This window comes from uncultured Erythrobacter sp. (assembly GCF_947499705.1).
Lineage (GTDB): Bacteria > Pseudomonadota > Alphaproteobacteria > Sphingomonadales > Sphingomonadaceae > Erythrobacter.
Genome location: NZ_CANMPJ010000001.1, coordinates 1,450,274 through 1,466,628, shown reverse-complemented (window position 1 = coordinate 1,466,628; position 16,355 = coordinate 1,450,274). Strand labels below are relative to the sequence as shown.

Genomic DNA, 16,355 nt, shown 5'->3' with positions numbered 1-16,355 from the left:
TTGCTTCGCTGCTTGCCGGAGTGGTGCTCATCAAGCTTCAATCCCTGTTGGGGCGGCTACGGCTCCTTACGGTGGCGCGCCCTTTCGTGGTGCGCGGCCTTAGCCAGCACCCGGCGCGGGTGCAAGTTCGGGGATGGCATCGTCCGACCGCAGACGCTGGTAGGCGAGCTTTGTCAGGTCGATCCATGCGCGCGGTTGTTTCATATCAAGACAGTCGATCCGGTAGCGGGGGCGGACGCTGTCCATCCAGTCGGCCTTGTAGGGTTGGTCTCCGGTCCCGAAATCGACCAGCCAGACTTTGTCGCGGTCTATCACATGCTCGAACAAGGCAGCTGTCAGTGTCGTCCCGGCTGACAGTTTTTGATGGCTTTCAAGATGGGCGAGCTTGTGGATGTAGGCGATGCCATTGTCGACCGTCCAGAATTGAGCAGCGATGGGTCCTTCGTCTGCCAACGCCAAGCCAAACCGCAATCGACCAGCGCTGGATTCGTGCTGCGCAAATTCGCGGAGCATTTGGGGATGGTCTTCGTCTGGCTTCCAGCTCGACGCATAGATGCGTTCGTAGTGTTCCCAAGCTGCGGGATCAAACTCATTCAGAAGGTGGATTTCGACCTTCTTCGCCTTGCGCTTGAGCGTTGAGCGCAGGCGGCCCGGGCGCGATGCCCAGTATTCCGCGAAAGTCCGGCCCCGAACATCCAGGACATGGTTCAGGTCGCAGCGCGATAGTTCGACCCTCCAGCCAGCCGTTCGGAAGGCACACGCCAAGCGTTCAGCGGACCCGTCTTCGCTCGGCACGGGTTCCAGCGTGACGCGGTGCCCCCGTGATTTGAGCTGCCTCGCGATTTCGGCAAGCAACCGGTCGCCTTGCGGACCTTCGGGCGCAAGTTGCCGCCAGGTGAAGCTGTACCAATTGCGCAGCGGCGTGATCCGTCCCTCATTCTCGGTTAGCGCCAGTGCCGCATTGCTGTCGGAATCGGTGGCGATAGCGATCAGAGGTGTAAGGCCCGTTTGTGCCAGCAATGCGTACCATTCGGCGCGATCGAATGGTGAGGGCGCAGGCGTGCGATCTGCAAACAGCTCTTGCAAGACGTTAACGCTATCGTGATACCGCGCTTCGATCACCGAATAGTGCTCCCTAGGATACGCATGCAAAGCCCAATCGATTCAACGCCTAGACCGCTTGATCACCTTGCCGAATTGGCGAGTGAAAACGGGTATGGCGATGCGCCTGCATTGGTGCTTCGCAGCGAGGTGTTTAACCACGATGAGTTAAGACTGCGTGTTGATCGACTTGCCGCTTGGCTGTCGCGCGAGAATCTGGAGAAGGGTGCGCGGGTTGCGACCTGGGCCGCGAAGGGCGAATTGACCTGCCTGATGCCGCTGGCAGCTGCACGAGCCGGATTGGTGCATGTGCCAATCAACCCGCTTCTGAAACGCGCGCAAGCGACGCATATTCTCGCCGATAGCGGCGCTGTTATGCTGATCGGAACTGCCTCGCGCCTTCGGTCGCTTGAAGTCGATGATTTGACCGGCGAATGTGTCCTGTTGGAAGAGCAGGCGGCGCTCGATGCGGCAAAAGAGGCGGGCTTGGCACATGGGCCATCGAAAGCTGATCCCGACGAGCTTACGGCAATACTCTACACTAGCGGTTCGACCGGTCGGCCCAAAGGGGTGATGCTCAGTCATGCAAACCTCTGGCTCGGTGCTGTCAGCGTTGCCCACTACCTAAAGCTCGCGTCTGACGACGTTACCTTGGCGGTCTTGCCGCTTTCCTTTGACTACGGACAGAATCAGCTGATCTCCACCTGGTATGCCGGCGGAAGTGTCGTTCCACTGGATTTTCTCTTTCCGAAGGACGTAGCGAAGGCCTGCGCCGAGCATGGTGTCACAACGCTTGCGGCGGTCCCTCCACTTTGGGTCCAGCTTACGGAACTCGATTGGTCGGTGGAGGCGAGCTCTCCTCTGCGGCGCCTGACCAATAGCGGCGGTGCGCTTACGATTGATCTGGTACGCGATCTTCGCGGCATATTCTCACAAGCTGACCTGTACCCGATGTACGGGTTGACCGAAGCATTTCGTTCAACTTTTCTTGATCCCAACCTTGTGGATAGTCATCCAACTTCAATGGGTAAGGCTATCCCCTTCGCAGAGATTCTCGTCATCAACGACGACGGAGATCTGGCGGAAGCCGGCGAGGAGGGCGAGTTGGTGCATTGCGGTCCCCTTGTCGCCCAAGGATATTGGCAGGACGAGGAGCGGACTGCAGAACGTTTCAAACCCGCTCCGCCTCATTCGACCTATGGCGGCACCGCTGTATGGTCTGGAGATCGGGTCAAACGAGACGAAGACGGCTTGCTGTATTTCGTCGGAAGGCGCGACGCGATGATAAAGAGCGCTGGCAACCGGATTAGCCCGCAGGAGGTCGAAGAGGCCGCCATCGCGACTGATCTAGTTCAGGAAGCGGTAGCGCTGGGCATTCCCGATGAACGACTGGGTCACTCGGTGCACCTGGTGGTTCGTGGGACTAAGAACGAGAATGAGCGTGCAGAACTTGCGAAACTGCTCAAGGCTGAATTGCCGAATTTCATGCAACCTCGGGTGATCCATTGGCGCGATGCCATGCCGCTGAATCCGAATGGCAAGATCGATCGCACGGCACTCTACAGGGAATTGAGTCAATGAAGACAAAGCCTGTCGGTCCAATTCCAGCCGGATATGAGGCAATTGGCGGCGAACTCGCTATCGGTGGGCGGCGTGCCAGCGAGCTTGTGGCCGAGGCAGGCCGTACGCCTCTCTTCGTCTATTCCCGCGATCTGCTTGGCGCTCGTGTCGCTGATCTGCGCGCGGCTTTGCCAGATCGGATTGGGCTGAACTTCGCAATCAAAGCCAACCCGCATCCTGATGTGATCTCCCATATGGAGCCGCTTGTCGACGGTTTCGACATCGCCTCTTCCGGCGAGTTCACAATGACACAAGCTGCCGGTATCGATCCGGCCCGAGTTAGCTTTGCGGGGCCTGGCAAGCGCGATGACGAACTTGAATTGGCTATTGCCGGGGGTGTGACGCTCAATTGCGAATCCGCGGGCGAGGCAGAGCGTTCCCTCGCGATCGGGCAGCGTATTGGCAAAGCGCCGCGCATCGCCATCCGGGTCAATCCATCCTTTGAGCTAAAGGGCTCGGGCATGAAGATGGGCGGGGGAGCCAAGCAGTTCGGTGTGGACGCGGATAAGGTGCCTTCTCTTGCCAAGCAGGTCATTGCTGAAGGTGCTGAATGGCGCGGACTGCATATCTTCACCGGCAGCCAGGCCTTGAGCGCAGATGCGATCATTGAAACCCAAGGTAACGTGCTGAAACTGGCGGCGGAATTGTCCGATTCGATCGGGACCATGCTGCCCAAGCTCAATATGGGCGGCGGATTTGGAATTCCCTATTTCCCTGGTGACGAGCCGCTAGATCTCAAAGCTATCGGACAGGCGCTTCACGGATACGTCGCCGACCTTCCAGAAGCGCTGACCAATACCGAGTTGTGCCTCGAGCTCGGGCGCTATCTCGTAGGCGAAGCAGGGGTTTATCTCTGCCGCGTGATCGACCGTAAGGAGAGCCACGGTACAACTTACCTCGTGACTGACGGGGGCTTGCATCACCAACTCGCTGCTTCTGGCAATTTCGGCACTGTTGTTCGCCGCAATTACCCGGTGGCGATTGCTTCGAAGTTCGGCGCGGAAGCGGACGATGTGGTTAACATTGTCGGGTGTCTTTGCACTCCGCTCGATCGGCTCGCCGATCAGGCCATAATGCCGCGTGCCGGCGTTGGAGACATCGTCGCGGTGTTTTGCGCAGGCGCTTACGGCGCGACCTCCAGCCCCTCGGCATTCCTTGGCCATGGCCCAGCAGCAGAGATGCTGGTTTAGTGTCTCGTTAACCTGCGCAAAACCGCTGTCCCGAAACGGGATAGCGCCTGATTTCGCCGGTTATTCCTAACATTATGTTCACCATTATCAGCGAGAAAGATCGGGTCATTCGCGGATCCGGTGCTGCAGGTCGCTCCTGCGCTTAAGCATTGTGCTCCGCTTGGTCAGACCAAGGATTTGCATAGATGCTCAACTCGCTGTCATTAACCCCTATCGCGGGAACCGCTCTCGCAACGGCTTTTCTAGCTGCCTGTAGCGGTGGCCCCAGCACGCAGCTTCCCCCGGCAACGTTCAACAGCACTCAAGCTGAAGCGCCGAGCGAGGATTACATTCTAGGCCCGCTGGACGAAGTCACCATTCATGTCTGGCGTAATCCCGAACTCAGCGCCGAAAAGATTCAGGTCCGCCCTGACGGCCGGATCACGATCCCACTGGTCCGGGATATGGTTGCCGTTGGCAAGACGCCTACGGAGCTGCAGGACGACATCAAAGAGAAGCTGAGCGAGTATATCGAGCAGCCGATCGTCTCGGTCATCGTCAATGAGTTTAACGGCGCTCTGCCGCAGCAGATCCGGATAACTGGCGCTGGCGCTGAGCCGGCCGCGCTTGCTTACCGCGCCAACATGACAGTGCTTGATGCGATGATCGCCGTTGGCGGTTTGGGCGAATTTGCCGCTGGTAACCGCGCGACGCTGACCCGTTTCGACGGCAAGGCCAAAGAGAACAAGATCTACCGCCTGCGCCTCAAAGATCTCCTCAACAAGGGAGACGCGACCGCGAATGTCGCGCTGAAGCCTGGCGACACAATCTCCATTCCTGAGAGCCGTTTTTAAGGGCCGCCCTGACAAATGAGCGAAATCTTCGAAGAACTGCGCACAGCGCTTTATTCGGTCTGGCACCGCCGCTGGCTCGCGATTGCGGTCGCGTGGGGCGTGTGCCTGCTAGGGTGGCTGGTGATCGCGATGATCCCCAACTCCTACGAATCCAAAGCGCGTATCTATGTCGATGTTGATGATGTGCTGTCGGAACAGCTCGGAATTGCTGGAGACGGCAAGGAAGAGATCCAGCGCGTCCGTCAGACGCTTGCGAGCAACGTCAATCTCGAACGCGTGATCAAATCGACCAAGCTTGGCGAGAACATCAACACCAGCGGCGAAATGAACGCCGCCGTTGCTGCGCTTAGCGAGAAAGTCACCGTGAAGAGCGAAGAGGACAACCTCTTCGAAATCACAGCCGAAGTGGGCAAGGGTGACCTAAGCGACGCACAGAACGCTGTCCTTGCGCGCAACGTCGTGCAGAAGATGCTCGATATCTTCCGCGAAGAGCACATTGCCGGCAATAAGGTAGGCGTTACGCGCGCAATCTCGGAACTCGACGAGCAACTCGAAGAACGCAAACAAGAGCTTGAGGCCGCCGAAGAGCGCCGCCTCGCATTCGAAGCGCAGTATCCCGAGCTGATCGGTGGTTCGCAGACTCTTTCGACCAAGATCCAGCAAGCTCGCACTGAACTGCGTGATATCGATGCCGATCTCGCTGCGGCGCAAAGCGCTTTGGCTGCAATCGATGGGCAATTGTCCGGCACGCCGCGTACGATTGCGTCCAGCGGTCAGAATGCGGTCGGTCCTCGTGCTGCTTTGGCTCAGGCGCAATCGCAACTGGCTGAGTTGCGTTCACGCGGACTGAAGGACGGGCATCCCGACGTCGTTGCGACGACCAAGCAGGTCGAAATTCTTACGCGTCAGGTGGCTGCCGCCGGTCCTGAAAGTATCAATGGCCAGCCCAATCCTGCCTACACCTCGCTGCTGGCGATCAAGGCCGACCGACAGGCTGGGGTTGAATCACTTCAGGCACGCCGCGCCGCGATCCAGTCCCAGACCGCTTCGTTGATGGCCAGCCAGGCGTCGGAACCGGAAATTGCTGCCGAAGCCAATCGTATCAGCCGCGATTACGACGTACTTCGTCAGAACTACGAAAAGCTGCTGCAGGACCGCGAAGCGATCCGCACGCGCGGCAATGTCGAAGACGAAACCAGCCAGTTCAAGTTCGATCTGATCGATCCGCCGGTGGTCCCTCAAAGCCCGGCTGCACCAAACCGGCCGCTGCTGTTGTTCGGCGTGTTGCTTGTCGGTCTCGGGATCGGAGCTGGTGTTGCTTATGCAATGAGCCAACTGCGCTCGACCTTTGCCACGCCGCAAAAGCTGGAGCGCGGGTTTGATCTGCCGGTCATCGGCTCGATCTCACTCACTATCTCGGACGCCGCACGGGTGATTGAACGACGCAGGTTCAAACAGTTTGCGGGAGCCTGCGCCGGATTGGTCGCTGTGTTCGGCATTCTGCTGACCATCGAAATTGTCTCTGTCGGAACGGTTGCGTGAGGAGAGGGACATGACCGAGCAAAGCAAAATCAACCGGAAGGGTTCGAAGCGGACATCTCTGTTCGAGCGTGCCGACCAGATGTTCGGGCTCGACAATATGGGACCAGCAGCGGTTCCAACGAACTTGCCCGACGTCGAACCACGCGTGCCGCGCGCCGTGCGCGATGCTACCGAGGTTTCACAACGGCATGCCGTTCCCACAGAACCGGTCATGCCAGAGCCAGCTCAAACTGCTGCGCCTCAGCCCGCGGTGAAGCCACAGGAACGCAAGGTCGTTCTCAGTGGACCACATCAGAAGGTCGATCGCGAAATCCTGCGCGAAGAAGGCCTGATTGTGCCTGAAGATCAGGTCACTGGCCTGCTCGAAGAATTCCGCATCGTTAAACGCGAATTGCTTGCCGATGCGCGCGCTTCTTCGGACGCAGCCGCTCGCCGCATCCTGGTCTGCTCGCCACTTCCTGGCGAAGGCAAAACTTATTGCGCCATCAACTTGGCAATTGCGCTCGCCGCAGAGCGCGATGTCGAGGTCGTCTTGGTAGACGCAGACGTATTGAACCCATCGGTTGCTCGCCGCCTCGGGATCGATGCTGGTAAGGGCCTGATGGATACGCTCGTCGATGACAATGCGCATCCAGAGCGCCTCGCAATCGGAACCGATATCGACGGCCTGTTCGTCCTGCCTGCTGGTTCCAGCAGCGCACGAGACGCAGAATACCTTGCCAGCGCTCGCACGGGAGAGGTGCTCGATCGCCTCACGCGCGGCGCGCCCAATCGTTTCGTAATCTTCGACACGCCACCAGCGCTCGCTGCCTCACCGGCAGCCGAGCTTGCCGCCCATGTCGGGCAGGCTTTGCTGGTCGTGCGTGCCGATGAAACCAGCCGTGCAGCGCTCGAAGACGCGCAGCAGCTCTTGTCGGCATGCCCCGACATCAAGCTGCTGCTCAACGCCACACGGTTTAGTCCGTCAGGTCGCCAGTTTGGCGACTATGGCGAGAGGGAGTGATGATCATGCGTGTCCTTAAAGCAGCTTTGCTGGTTGGCCTTGCGACAGTCGTTGTCGCGGCGCCTGCCGCTGCCCAAAATCAGGGTGAGCGCGATGGTCCTGCCGTCGCCGTGCAACCTTACATCGAAGTGAGCCAGGTGCTGAGCGCCGAGCTTTCGCCTGGCAATGACGTTGTGACCTTCACTCAGGTTGCCGCAGGTGTCGATCTGAACGCGCAAGGGCGCAACAGCGGTGCCTCGGTCTCGCTGCGCTACGAACGCAACATCAGCTACGGCGATGATCAGGTCGATAGCGACACGATCAGCGGCGTTGCCCGCGGCTATGTCTCAATCGTGCCGCAAGCGCTCACGCTTGAGGCGGGCGCGCTTGCGGCGCGTACCCGGGTTGATAGCGGCGGCGGAGTTTCTACCAATCCGCTGGTGGCCGAAGATGCGGAAAGCCAGATTTACAGCGTCTATGCCGGACCGAGCATCGCCACACGCGCAGGTGCCGTCGACATTACGGGCGTTGCCCGTGTCGGGTACAACCGGTTCGAAACCGACAACGCAATAATCGATACCGAGGGCAACCCCGTCGATGTGTTCGATGACAGTGTGACCTACACCGGTCAGATCCGCGCGGGCACGCGCCCGGGTGATGGTCTGCCAGTTGGCATCGGCGTAACAGCCGGTGCGTTCCAGGAAGACATTTCCAACCTAGATCAACGCGTGCGTGACCTTTACGTGCGCGGTGATGTCACCGTTCCGCTCAGCGACAACTTCGCGGTGGTCGGCGGAGTAGGTTACGAAGACGTCGAGATTTCCAGCCGCGATGCGCTGCGTGATGTCGATGGCAACCCTGTCCTCGACAACAGTGGCCGTTTTGTCACCGACGATTCGGTTCCGCGTCAGATCGCCTTCGATGTCGACGGCCTGATCTGGGATGTCGGGGTGGTGTGGAACCCAAGTTCGCGCACGTCCCTAGCCGCAACGGTCGGACGTCGCTACGATTCTACCACCTATTACGGCAGCTTTTCCTACGTCCCGAACGAACGCAGCGCGCTCAATATCTCGGTCTATGACGGCCTGACCGGCTTTGGCGGTGTGCTCAATAACTCGCTGTCGGGCCTGTCGAGCGACTTCGATGCGGTCCGGAACCCGGTAACGGGTGATTTCGGCGGTCTTGTCACCGGCGAAGATGGTTCGACCTCGATTGGTACAATTGGTTCCGTCCGCTCGGCAGCGTTCCGCGGTCGCGGTGTCAATGCCAGCTACCAACGCCAGATTGGCCAGGCCACCGCTGCAATCGGTGCCGGCTATGATGAGCGCGAGTTCATCGCCGCCGCCGGAACGGTGCTCGCCGCAGCCGACGGGATCACTGACGAAAGCTACTACATCAACGCAGCGCTGACTCGCCCAATCGGTCGCAGCGCTTCGTTCGCCACCAACGCCTACGTCAACTGGTTCAAGAGTGGCGGCGACAACGGTGATGTAACGGCTGTCGGTGCTTCGGCAGCCTACAACCGTTCGATCACCAGCAAGCTATCCGCCCGCGCGGCACTCGCCGTCGACTATTTCGACAGTGAGTTCAGCGCAGAAGACTTTGCTTTCGCCACCGCGCTGCTCGGCCTGCGCTACGATTTCTGACCCACGGAGCCCAACAGGACATGTACGATCAATTTTACGGCTTCAGCGGACGCCCTTTCCAGCTAACGCCGGACCCGCAATTCTATTTCGAGAGCGCAAGCCACAAAAAGGCGATGTCGTATCTCGGATACGGCCTGAATCAGGGTGAGGGCTTCATCGTCATCACCGGCGAGGTCGGTGCGGGTAAGTCGACGCTGGTTGCGCATCTGATGGAGCAGGTCGATCCAGATGCTCTGACCGTCGGCCAGGTGGTCACAACCGCCCTGGACGGCGAAGAGTTGATCCACGTGGTCGCCCAGAGCTTTGGGTTGATCGTGGAAGGGCACGACAAAGCGGGCGCGTTGGGGGCAATCGAACGCTTTCTGCAGGACGAAGCGCGCGCCGGTCGCCGCTGCCTGTTGGTTGTCGACGAGTGTCAGAACCTCGACTTCACCGCGCTTGAAGAGCTGCGGATGCTGTCGAATTTTCAACTCGGTTCGCACCCGCTGCTGCAAAGCCTTTTGCTAGGCCAGCCCGAGTTCCGCCGCACGCTCGCCAATCATCCTGATCTGGACCAGTTGCGTCAGCGGATCATTGCTTCGCACCACCTTGAAGCGCTCGATGCCGATGAAGTCGAAGACTACATCCGGCACCGCCTCGCCCATGTCGGGTGGAGCGGACGTCCGGAACTGGATGAGGGTCTGCTTCCCGCGCTCTATGAGGCCACTGATGGCATTCCTCGCCGGGTGAACCAGGTGATGAACCGGGTGCTGCTGCTTGGTGCAATCGAAGAGCAGGACGTGCTCACCGTTGCTATGCTGCAAGCGGTCATCGAAGAGATGAGTGCTGACCAATCGCGCGGCGCGCACAAGCAGGCGAGCCCGCTCAGCCTTGAACCCGAAGCGGCAAGCCCAGCGACTCAGAGCGATATCGACAGCGTCCCGGCGAGCGAAGTCGCAGCACTGCTTGCGCAGCGTGACGAACGCACTGCAGAGTTGGAGGCAGCGATCAGCGAACTTCAGGCTGCTGGAGCGCCCAAGGGCCATACGCCTGAGGCCGTGCCAGCGGGCGCATCCGAAGCCGACGTCAACGAGGCTCTCGTTCGCATCGAACAGCGTCTCGAAGAACAGGAGCAGAGCTTCCGTCATGTGCTGACGATGCTGATCGAATGGCTTGAGGAAGACACGTCCCGCGAGGCCGCCTGACAATGACTGACGGCGATAGCCCGGCGATCATCAACGGCCTGTCGGTCGATGTCGAAGACTGGTTTCAGGTTGGCGCGTTCGAGAACGTAATCGAGCGCGACGACTGGGACGGGATCAAGACGCGCGTCGAACGCAACGTCGATCGGATACTCGATCTGTTTGCCGAAGCCGACGTGCACGCGACGTTTTTCACCTTGGGTTGGGTTGCTAAGCGCCATCCCGCCATGATCCGGCGCATAGCCGAAGCGGGGCATGAACTGGCCAGCCATGGCTATGACCATGCTCGGGTCTTCACGTTCGACCGCGCGACCTTTGCCGAGGACATTCGCAAGGCACGCGAGATCATCGAGGATTGCTCAGGCCAAAAGGTAACCGGCTACCGCGCGCCGAGTTTCTCTATCGATCAGCGCACGCCGTGGGCATTCATGGAACTGGCGGAGCAGGGCTATGTCTATTCCTCCAGCGTCGCCCCGATAGCCCATGATCACTATGGTTGGCCGGAAGCTCCGCGCTTTTCATTCCGGCCCATTCCTTGGTCCGATCTGGTGGAGCTTCCGGTCACGACAGCCATGCTAGGCGGTCGCCGTGTTGCCGCAGGTGGCGGCGGGTTCTTCCGCGTGCTTCCGTACGCGTTCTCCCGCTGGGCGATCCGGCAAGTGAACCGCCGCGATGAGCGTCCGGCGGTGTTCTATTTCCATCCGTGGGAGGTCGATCCCGACCAACCGCGTGTCCCCAATGCTCCAATGCGGTCGAAGCTGCGGCACTACGCTGGCTTGGAACAGATGGCAGGCAAGCTCCGCGATCTCGTTCACGAATTCCGCTGGGGCCGGATGGACATGGTTGCGCATCGCGAAGCAGCAAAGGCTATCGAACTTGGCGAAGACTCCTCTTCGGAGGAGATCGCCGCGTGAACGCGCCTGTCGATACGACACAGAAGGTTTCGCAAGTCGATCTGCGTGATGCAGCGCAGGTGCGGCGCATCGAGGGATTCGTCGCCGAGCAGCGCGCGAGCCTGTTCCATCGCCCAGCGTGGTTGCTGGGTGTCGAGGCGGGGACAGGGCAACGCGCGACTGGTCTAGTTTGCGAGCAGTTGGGTGTGATCACGGGCTGGCTTCCGCTGACTCAGTCGCGGTCCCTGCTATTTCCACCAGCGTTGGTTTCCAGCGGCTTCGGTGTCGGCGGCGGGATTTGTGCAGTGAACGACAGAGCTGCAGATTTGCTTGGACGTGGCGCTGAAGAGTTCGCCATCCGCAACAGCTTCCCAAGCGTGGACCTGCGCGGTGGACCGATCCCGGTTGACTGGAAGCGATGGGACGAAAAGCATTGTGGCTTCGAACGCGAACTCGCCGCAGATGACGAGGCTGAACTGCTCGCAATCCCGCGCAAGGCTCGCGCAGAAGTTCGCAAGGGGTTGAAGTTTGAGTTGCCGGTGCGGGTAGGGCGGTCAACGCAAGACCTCGCCGATCATTACGCGGTCTACAGCGAGAGCGTGCGCAATCTCGGCACGCCGGTATTCCCGAAGAAGCTTTTCGCGGCGATGCTCGATGCGTTTCCGGACAGCAGCGACATCCTGACCGTGTTCAAGGATGGCAAGCCGATCGCGAGCGTGCTGTCCTTCTACCACAACGGCGCCGTCATGCCCTTTTGGGGCGGAGGCAGTTGTGCTGCGCGCGGTGCCCGTGCCAACGAGCTGATGTATTACGAACTGATGCTCCATGCCCGGCGCAAGGGGATGGAACGGTTCGACTTTGGGCGTTCCAAGACCGGAAGCGGTCCTTACAATTTCAAGAAGAACTGGGGCTTCGATCCCGAGCCTCTTACGTATGGTGAGTGGACCGCGCCAGGCGCCGAAGCGCGCGACGTCGATCCGACCAGTGAAGCCTATCAATCCAAGATCGAACGCTGGAAGAAGCTGCCATTGCCCGTCGCGAATTTGGTCGGGCCATGGATTGCGCGCGGTTTGGCCTGATGGGCGATATCCTTTTCTTTGCGCATCGCGTCCCATTCCCGCCGAACCGCGGTGATAAGATTCGCGCGCATCATCTGCTGAAGAAGCTGGCTCAGATTGGCCGCGTGCATGTTGGGTGCTTCGCTGAAAGCGATGAAGATCGGGCGGGCGAAAGTGAATTATCTCAGATCGCTGCGACCCATTGTATCGTCAATCGCAACAAGCCCCTGGTGCTTGCAGGTGTGGAGGCCGTGCTCGCGGGCAAGCCTGTCAGTTTGACAGCCTTCCATAGCGCTCGGCTTGAAAAATGGGTCCGTGACACGCTCGTCCGCCAGAATATCGACGCCATCGTGATTTTCTCGGGCCAGATGGGGCAATATGTCCCAGAAGACTTCGCCGGGTGCGTGGTAATCGACCTTTGCGACGTCGATAGCGCCAAGTTTGAGAACTACGCCGAAGGGGGAGAACGCGTCTGGCTCAATAGCCGGGAAGGGCGCTTGCTGGCGAAAGAGGAAGAACGGCTCGCACGGAGAGCCGATGCGACGATCCTGATTAGCGACGCCGAAGCAGCGTTGTTCCGGAAGCGGCTACAAGTACCATCGATGGCCGACGTTCAGGTGATCGGAAACGGAATCGATGCTGCCTTTTTCGATCCCGATGCCGTGGTCCCGCATCCGGTTCTTGCGGGAACTGAGGGGCCGCATTTCACCTTCACCGGCCAGATGGACTATCGTCCAAACGAGCAAGCGGTGTTGTGGGCAATTGAGCACCTGCTTCCTGCGCTGAGGGAGCGCTACGCCGATGCGCATTTCCACGTCGTGGGGCGCAATCCGACAGCGGCCTTGAAAGCGCATAAAGACACGGAAGGCGTTACAATCTGGGGCGAAGTTCCCGACGTCCGACCGTTCATTGTTGGAGCAGATTGTGTGCTCGCACCGCTGCTGATCGCTCGAGGCGTTCAGAACAAAGTGCTCGAAGCGATGGCTATGGCCCGTCCGGTCCTGCTTACGCCTGAAGCCGCGACCGGCATAACAGCTGTCGATGACGAGCACTGGATGGTCAGCACCGCCGATGCTCAAGCCATGCTAGCGCGGTTCGATGCGATTTGGACGGATCGCAATTCCGCAGAGCGAATGGGTGAGACGGCCCGGGAATTCGTGCTGACCAATCACGCCTGGGACGCGATGCTTTCGCCGCTTGATCAATTGGTGACAGCCACCCCCAACGAAACGCGCGATGCAGCCTGAATCGACGCTCGACCAACTGAGGCAGACCAGCCTTATCGACCGTCTGCCCGAAGCTTGGCGTGTGCCCTTGTTGACGCTCATGGCCTCAATTTTCGCGCTTGTGGTGCTGGCCGCGCGAGAATGGGGCGAGATGATCCATCAATGGTGGAACATCGACACCTACAATCACATTCTGCTGATCCCCTTCATCATCGGATGGCTGGTGGCGATGAAGCTCGATGCGCTGGCCAAACTCACGCCAAAGCCATGGTTGCCCGGCGTCGGATTGGTCGCAGCAGGGCTTGGCCTTTGGCTAATCGGACGGATCACCGACATCAATCTGATCGCTCATGCAGGCGCAGTGGGAGCGGTGCAGGGCGCGGTTGTGGCAATCCTCGGCCTGCGAGTCTCTTACTTTTTGGCCTTGCCGCTGTGCTTCGCCGCTTTGCTTGTGCCGTTCGGTGACGAGATCGTCCCGCCCTTGCAGATGGTCACTGCCGACATTGCCATCGCGCTCACGCATTGGAGCGGGATCCCGGCGGAGATTGATGGGATCTACATCAACACACCCGTCGGCCTGTTCATCGTCGCGGAAGCGTGTTCGGGCGTGAAGTTCCTGATCGCCATGGTCACGCTGGCAGTGCTCGTATGTTTCACCCGTTTCGATAGCTGGACACGCCGCGCGATCTTCATGATGGCGGCCATCGTCATCCCGATCATCGCCAATGGCATCCGGGCGTGGGGCACTATCTTCATCGCACAAAGCCAGGGCGTCGAGTTCGCCGCTGGGTTTGATCACATCTTCTACGGATGGATATTCTTCGCAATCGTGGTTGCGCTTGTACTCGCCGGTGCGTGGCGCTTCTTCGAGCGCGAACCCGATGAATATGGCTGGGCAGTCGAGCAGGTCGACACCCTCCCACTGGCCTTATCGACAGCGAAGAGCAACGCAAGTCCGGTCGCCATCCTTGCCGCAATCATCGCTCTAGCCATCGCAACGGGGATCACTGCCGCGATTGTCGCCCCGGCTGCAATCGGCTAGCGGCCCGACACCATGTGCGGGATTGCCGGACTCTTTCATGCTGAAACGCCCAAACCGGTTGATCCGAACCGGGTAGAACGCATGTGCGATGCGATGGTGCACCGCGGGCCGGACGGGGCCGGGGTGTGGACCGACCTTGGCATCGGGCTGGGGCACAGGCGCCTGTCGGTCATCGATCTCGAAGGATCACCGCAGCCAATGCACTCCGCCGATGGCCGGGCAGTGATCGTCTTCAATGGTGAGATATACAACTTCCGCGAGCTGCGTGCTGAGCTTGAAAAGGCTGGCGCGCGTTTCAAGACCGGGGGCGACACCGAGGTTATTCTGGCCGCGTGGCAGCGCTGGGGCGTGAATTGCCTGGATCGCTTGCATGGCATGTTCGCTTTCGCGCTATACGATCTCGATAAACGCCAGCTTCTGCTCGCTCGCGATCGCTTTGGGGTGAAGCCGCTCTTCATGGCTCGACTGTCCGATGGTAGCCTGGCCTTCGCATCCGAGCTCAAAGGGCTTCTCGCGCATCCGCTGCTGCGCCGCCGGGTCAATCCGGAGGCGCTCGATGCGTATCTTACATGGGGCTATGTGCCGGATACGCATTCGATCCTGAGCGGGGTCGAGAAGCTCCCGGCGGGCCATTTCATGCTGCTGGAGCAGGGCAAGGCGCCCGGCGGTCCCAAAAGTTGGTGGGACATCGATTTCTCCAACCGCGCAAAGGGCGGCGAAGCGGACCTTTCTGCCGAGCTCGTCCATTTGATGCGCGACGCAGTGCAATCGCGAATGGTCGCCGACGTGCCGCTCGGCGCGTTTCTCTCCGGCGGTGTCGATTCGTCCAGCGTTGTCGCATTGATGAGCGAAGCCAGCGCAAATCCGGTGCAGACGTGCTCGATTGGTTTCGATGTCGAGGCGCTCGATGAAACCAGCTACGCCAAACAAGTCGCGGAAAAGTTTGGCACATCGCATCAAGCCCGCACGGTCGGTCAGGATGATTTTCACGCGATCAACCAACTCGCAGCCATGTTCGATGAGCCCTTTGCCGATGCTTCGGCGCTACCGACATGGCGGGTGTGTCAACTCGCACGGGAAAAGGTAACTGTTGCACTGTCCGGCGATGGTGCCGACGAAGCCTTTGCCGGGTATCGCCGGCAGGTGTTCCACCACAATGAAGAACGGGTGCGTTCATTGCTTCCTTCCGGTTTGCGCGGCTCTCTGTTCGGCACGCTTGGCAGGCTCTGGCCAAAGGCTGATTGGGCGCCGCGCCCGCTCCGGGCAAAGGCGACCTTGCTAGCCCTCTCGGAAAGCGGTGAGGAAGGGTATGCGAGAGGCCTGTCTGTAACGACCCCTGAAGCGCGTGCAGCGCTCTATTCCGATTCCTTCTCAAAGAACTTGGGCGGTCACCGTTCGGAAGATGAACTGATCCGGTTGATGCGCAGTGCGCCTGCGCGCAGCGGGCTCGACCGGGCGCAATATGCCGACCTGAAATTCTGGCTGCCCGGCGACATTCTGACGAAGGTCGATCGCACCAGTATGGCGGTGAGCTTGGAAGCGCGCGAGCCGTTGCTTGACCATCGCCTTGTCGAATTTGCGGCGACTCTCCCCGAAAACATGCGGGTCCATGGCAGTACCGGCAAATACCTGCTGAAGAAGTGCATGGAGCGATATCTGCCCCGCGACATCCTATATCGACCGAAGCAGGGATTCGTCACACCAATCGGCCAATGGATGCGCGGACCGCTCTCAAAGCAAGTGCGTGAAATCTCGCAGAGCGATGAACTTGTAAAAACGGGTTTCTTCGAACCGAGCGCTCTTTCCAAGATGGCGGATGATCACATAACTGGTCGTTTTGATCACTCGCGAGTGCTTTGGCAGTTGATAATGCTTGAAAAGTCTCTCGAACGTCTCGGCGTGTCCGCTTGACCGGATAACATGAGGGTGACGTCACGGCGTCACTGTTGGCCCGAAATGAGACTCAGGTCGGATGATAACGGAAATTTAACATTTGCTATTCCGCGCCCCTGTCGCCTAGTTTCCTCCATAACGGAGCCAA

The 16,355-nt window shown here is 59.7% G+C and carries 13 protein-coding genes; 12 read left to right on the top strand and 1 reads right to left on the bottom strand.

The features are described 5' to 3' along the window. Positions 1–99 precede the first annotated feature (99 nt). Entirely contained in the window at positions 100–1,122 is a 1,023-nt protein-coding gene (locus Q0837_RS06860; RefSeq protein ID WP_298466768.1) for a GNAT family N-acetyltransferase, read from the bottom strand. Positions 1,123–1,146: 24 nt separating this feature from the next. Here Q0837_RS06860 and Q0837_RS06855 point away from each other — a divergent pair, with 24 nt between their 5' ends. The 12 genes from Q0837_RS06855 to Q0837_RS06800 all read left to right on the top strand — a co-directional run bounded on the left by Q0837_RS06855 (position 1,147) and on the right by Q0837_RS06800 (position 16,225). Further along, the gene (locus Q0837_RS06855; protein WP_298466765.1) at positions 1,147–2,682 is read left to right on the top strand and encodes an acyl-CoA ligase (AMP-forming), exosortase A system-associated; all 1,536 of its coding nucleotides are present in this window, start codon (positions 1,147–1,149) and stop codon (positions 2,680–2,682) included. Further along, positions 2,679–3,911, top strand: coding sequence for a pyridoxal-dependent decarboxylase, exosortase A system-associated (locus Q0837_RS06850; protein WP_298466764.1), 1,233 nt, complete (start codon positions 2,679–2,681; stop codon positions 3,909–3,911). The genes Q0837_RS06855 and Q0837_RS06850 overlap by 4 nt, the downstream gene beginning before the upstream one ends. Positions 3,912–4,096: 185 nt before the next feature. Then, the gene (locus Q0837_RS06845) at positions 4,097–4,744 is read left to right on the top strand and encodes an XrtA/PEP-CTERM system exopolysaccharide export protein (RefSeq protein ID WP_298466762.1); all 648 of its coding nucleotides are present in this window, start codon (positions 4,097–4,099) and stop codon (positions 4,742–4,744) included. 15 nt (positions 4,745–4,759) lie between these two features. Continuing rightward, positions 4,760–6,286, top strand: coding sequence for an XrtA system polysaccharide chain length determinant (locus Q0837_RS06840; RefSeq protein WP_298466760.1), 1,527 nt, complete (start codon positions 4,760–4,762; stop codon positions 6,284–6,286). A 10-nt stretch (positions 6,287–6,296) separates the two neighbouring features. Then, entirely contained in the window at positions 6,297–7,289 is a 993-nt protein-coding gene (locus Q0837_RS06835) for an AAA family ATPase (RefSeq protein ID WP_298466757.1), read from the top strand. A gap of 5 nt (positions 7,290–7,294) precedes the next feature. Then, positions 7,295–8,914 carry a preprotein translocase subunit YajC gene (locus Q0837_RS06830; RefSeq protein ID WP_298466754.1) on the top strand — a complete coding sequence of 540 codons (1,620 nt, stop codon included), beginning with the start codon at positions 7,295–7,297 and terminating at the stop codon, positions 8,912–8,914. Between the two features lie 20 nt (positions 8,915–8,934). Continuing rightward, positions 8,935–10,098 (top strand): XrtA/PEP-CTERM system-associated ATPase, encoded by a 1,164-nt coding sequence (locus Q0837_RS06825; RefSeq protein ID WP_298466751.1) that lies wholly within the window; start codon positions 8,935–8,937, stop codon positions 10,096–10,098. Between the two features lie 2 nt (positions 10,099–10,100). Then, positions 10,101–11,009, top strand: coding sequence for an XrtA system polysaccharide deacetylase (locus Q0837_RS06820; protein ID WP_298466748.1), 909 nt, complete (start codon positions 10,101–10,103; stop codon positions 11,007–11,009). Next, entirely contained in the window at positions 11,006–12,067 is a 1,062-nt protein-coding gene (locus tag Q0837_RS06815; protein ID WP_298466745.1) for a FemAB family XrtA/PEP-CTERM system-associated protein, read from the top strand. The genes Q0837_RS06820 and Q0837_RS06815 overlap by 4 nt, the downstream gene beginning before the upstream one ends. Continuing rightward, entirely contained in the window at positions 12,067–13,293 is a 1,227-nt protein-coding gene (locus Q0837_RS06810) for a TIGR03087 family PEP-CTERM/XrtA system glycosyltransferase (RefSeq protein WP_298466743.1), read from the top strand. The genes Q0837_RS06815 and Q0837_RS06810 overlap by 1 nt, the downstream gene beginning before the upstream one ends. Continuing rightward, positions 13,283–14,314 (top strand): exosortase A, encoded by a 1,032-nt coding sequence (gene xrtA / locus Q0837_RS06805; RefSeq protein WP_298466741.1) that lies wholly within the window; start codon positions 13,283–13,285, stop codon positions 14,312–14,314. Before Q0837_RS06810 ends, xrtA begins: the two co-directional genes overlap by 11 nt. Positions 14,315–14,326: 12 nt before the next feature. Next, positions 14,327–16,225 carry an XrtA/PEP-CTERM system amidotransferase gene (locus Q0837_RS06800; protein WP_298466739.1) on the top strand — a complete coding sequence of 633 codons (1,899 nt, stop codon included), beginning with the start codon at positions 14,327–14,329 and terminating at the stop codon, positions 16,223–16,225. Positions 16,226–16,355: the final 130 nt, after the last annotated feature.

Excerpts from the sequence above, each read along its gene's own strand:
- Q0837_RS06820 (WP_298466748.1), top strand. The coding sequence starts at position 10,101 with ATGACTGACGGCGATAGCCCGGCGATCATCAACGGCCTGTCGGTCGAT.
- Q0837_RS06855 (WP_298466765.1), top strand. The coding sequence starts at position 1,147 with ATGCAAAGCCCAATCGATTCAACGCCTAGACCGCTTGATCACCTTGCC.
- Q0837_RS06835 (WP_298466757.1), top strand. The coding sequence starts at position 6,297 with ATGACCGAGCAAAGCAAAATCAACCGGAAGGGTTCGAAGCGGACATCT.
- Q0837_RS06840 (WP_298466760.1), top strand. The coding sequence starts at position 4,760 with ATGAGCGAAATCTTCGAAGAACTGCGCACAGCGCTTTATTCGGTCTGG.
- Q0837_RS06800 (WP_298466739.1), top strand. The coding sequence starts at position 14,327 with ATGTGCGGGATTGCCGGACTCTTTCATGCTGAAACGCCCAAACCGGTT.
- Q0837_RS06845 (WP_298466762.1), top strand. The coding sequence starts at position 4,097 with ATGCTCAACTCGCTGTCATTAACCCCTATCGCGGGAACCGCTCTCGCA.
- Q0837_RS06810 (WP_298466743.1), top strand. The coding sequence starts at position 12,067 with ATGGGCGATATCCTTTTCTTTGCGCATCGCGTCCCATTCCCGCCGAAC.
- Q0837_RS06830 (WP_298466754.1), top strand. The coding sequence starts at position 7,295 with ATGCGTGTCCTTAAAGCAGCTTTGCTGGTTGGCCTTGCGACAGTCGTT.
- Q0837_RS06850 (WP_298466764.1), top strand. The coding sequence starts at position 2,679 with ATGAAGACAAAGCCTGTCGGTCCAATTCCAGCCGGATATGAGGCAATT.
- xrtA (WP_298466741.1), top strand. The coding sequence starts at position 13,283 with ATGCAGCCTGAATCGACGCTCGACCAACTGAGGCAGACCAGCCTTATC.
- Q0837_RS06825 (WP_298466751.1), top strand. The coding sequence starts at position 8,935 with ATGTACGATCAATTTTACGGCTTCAGCGGACGCCCTTTCCAGCTAACG.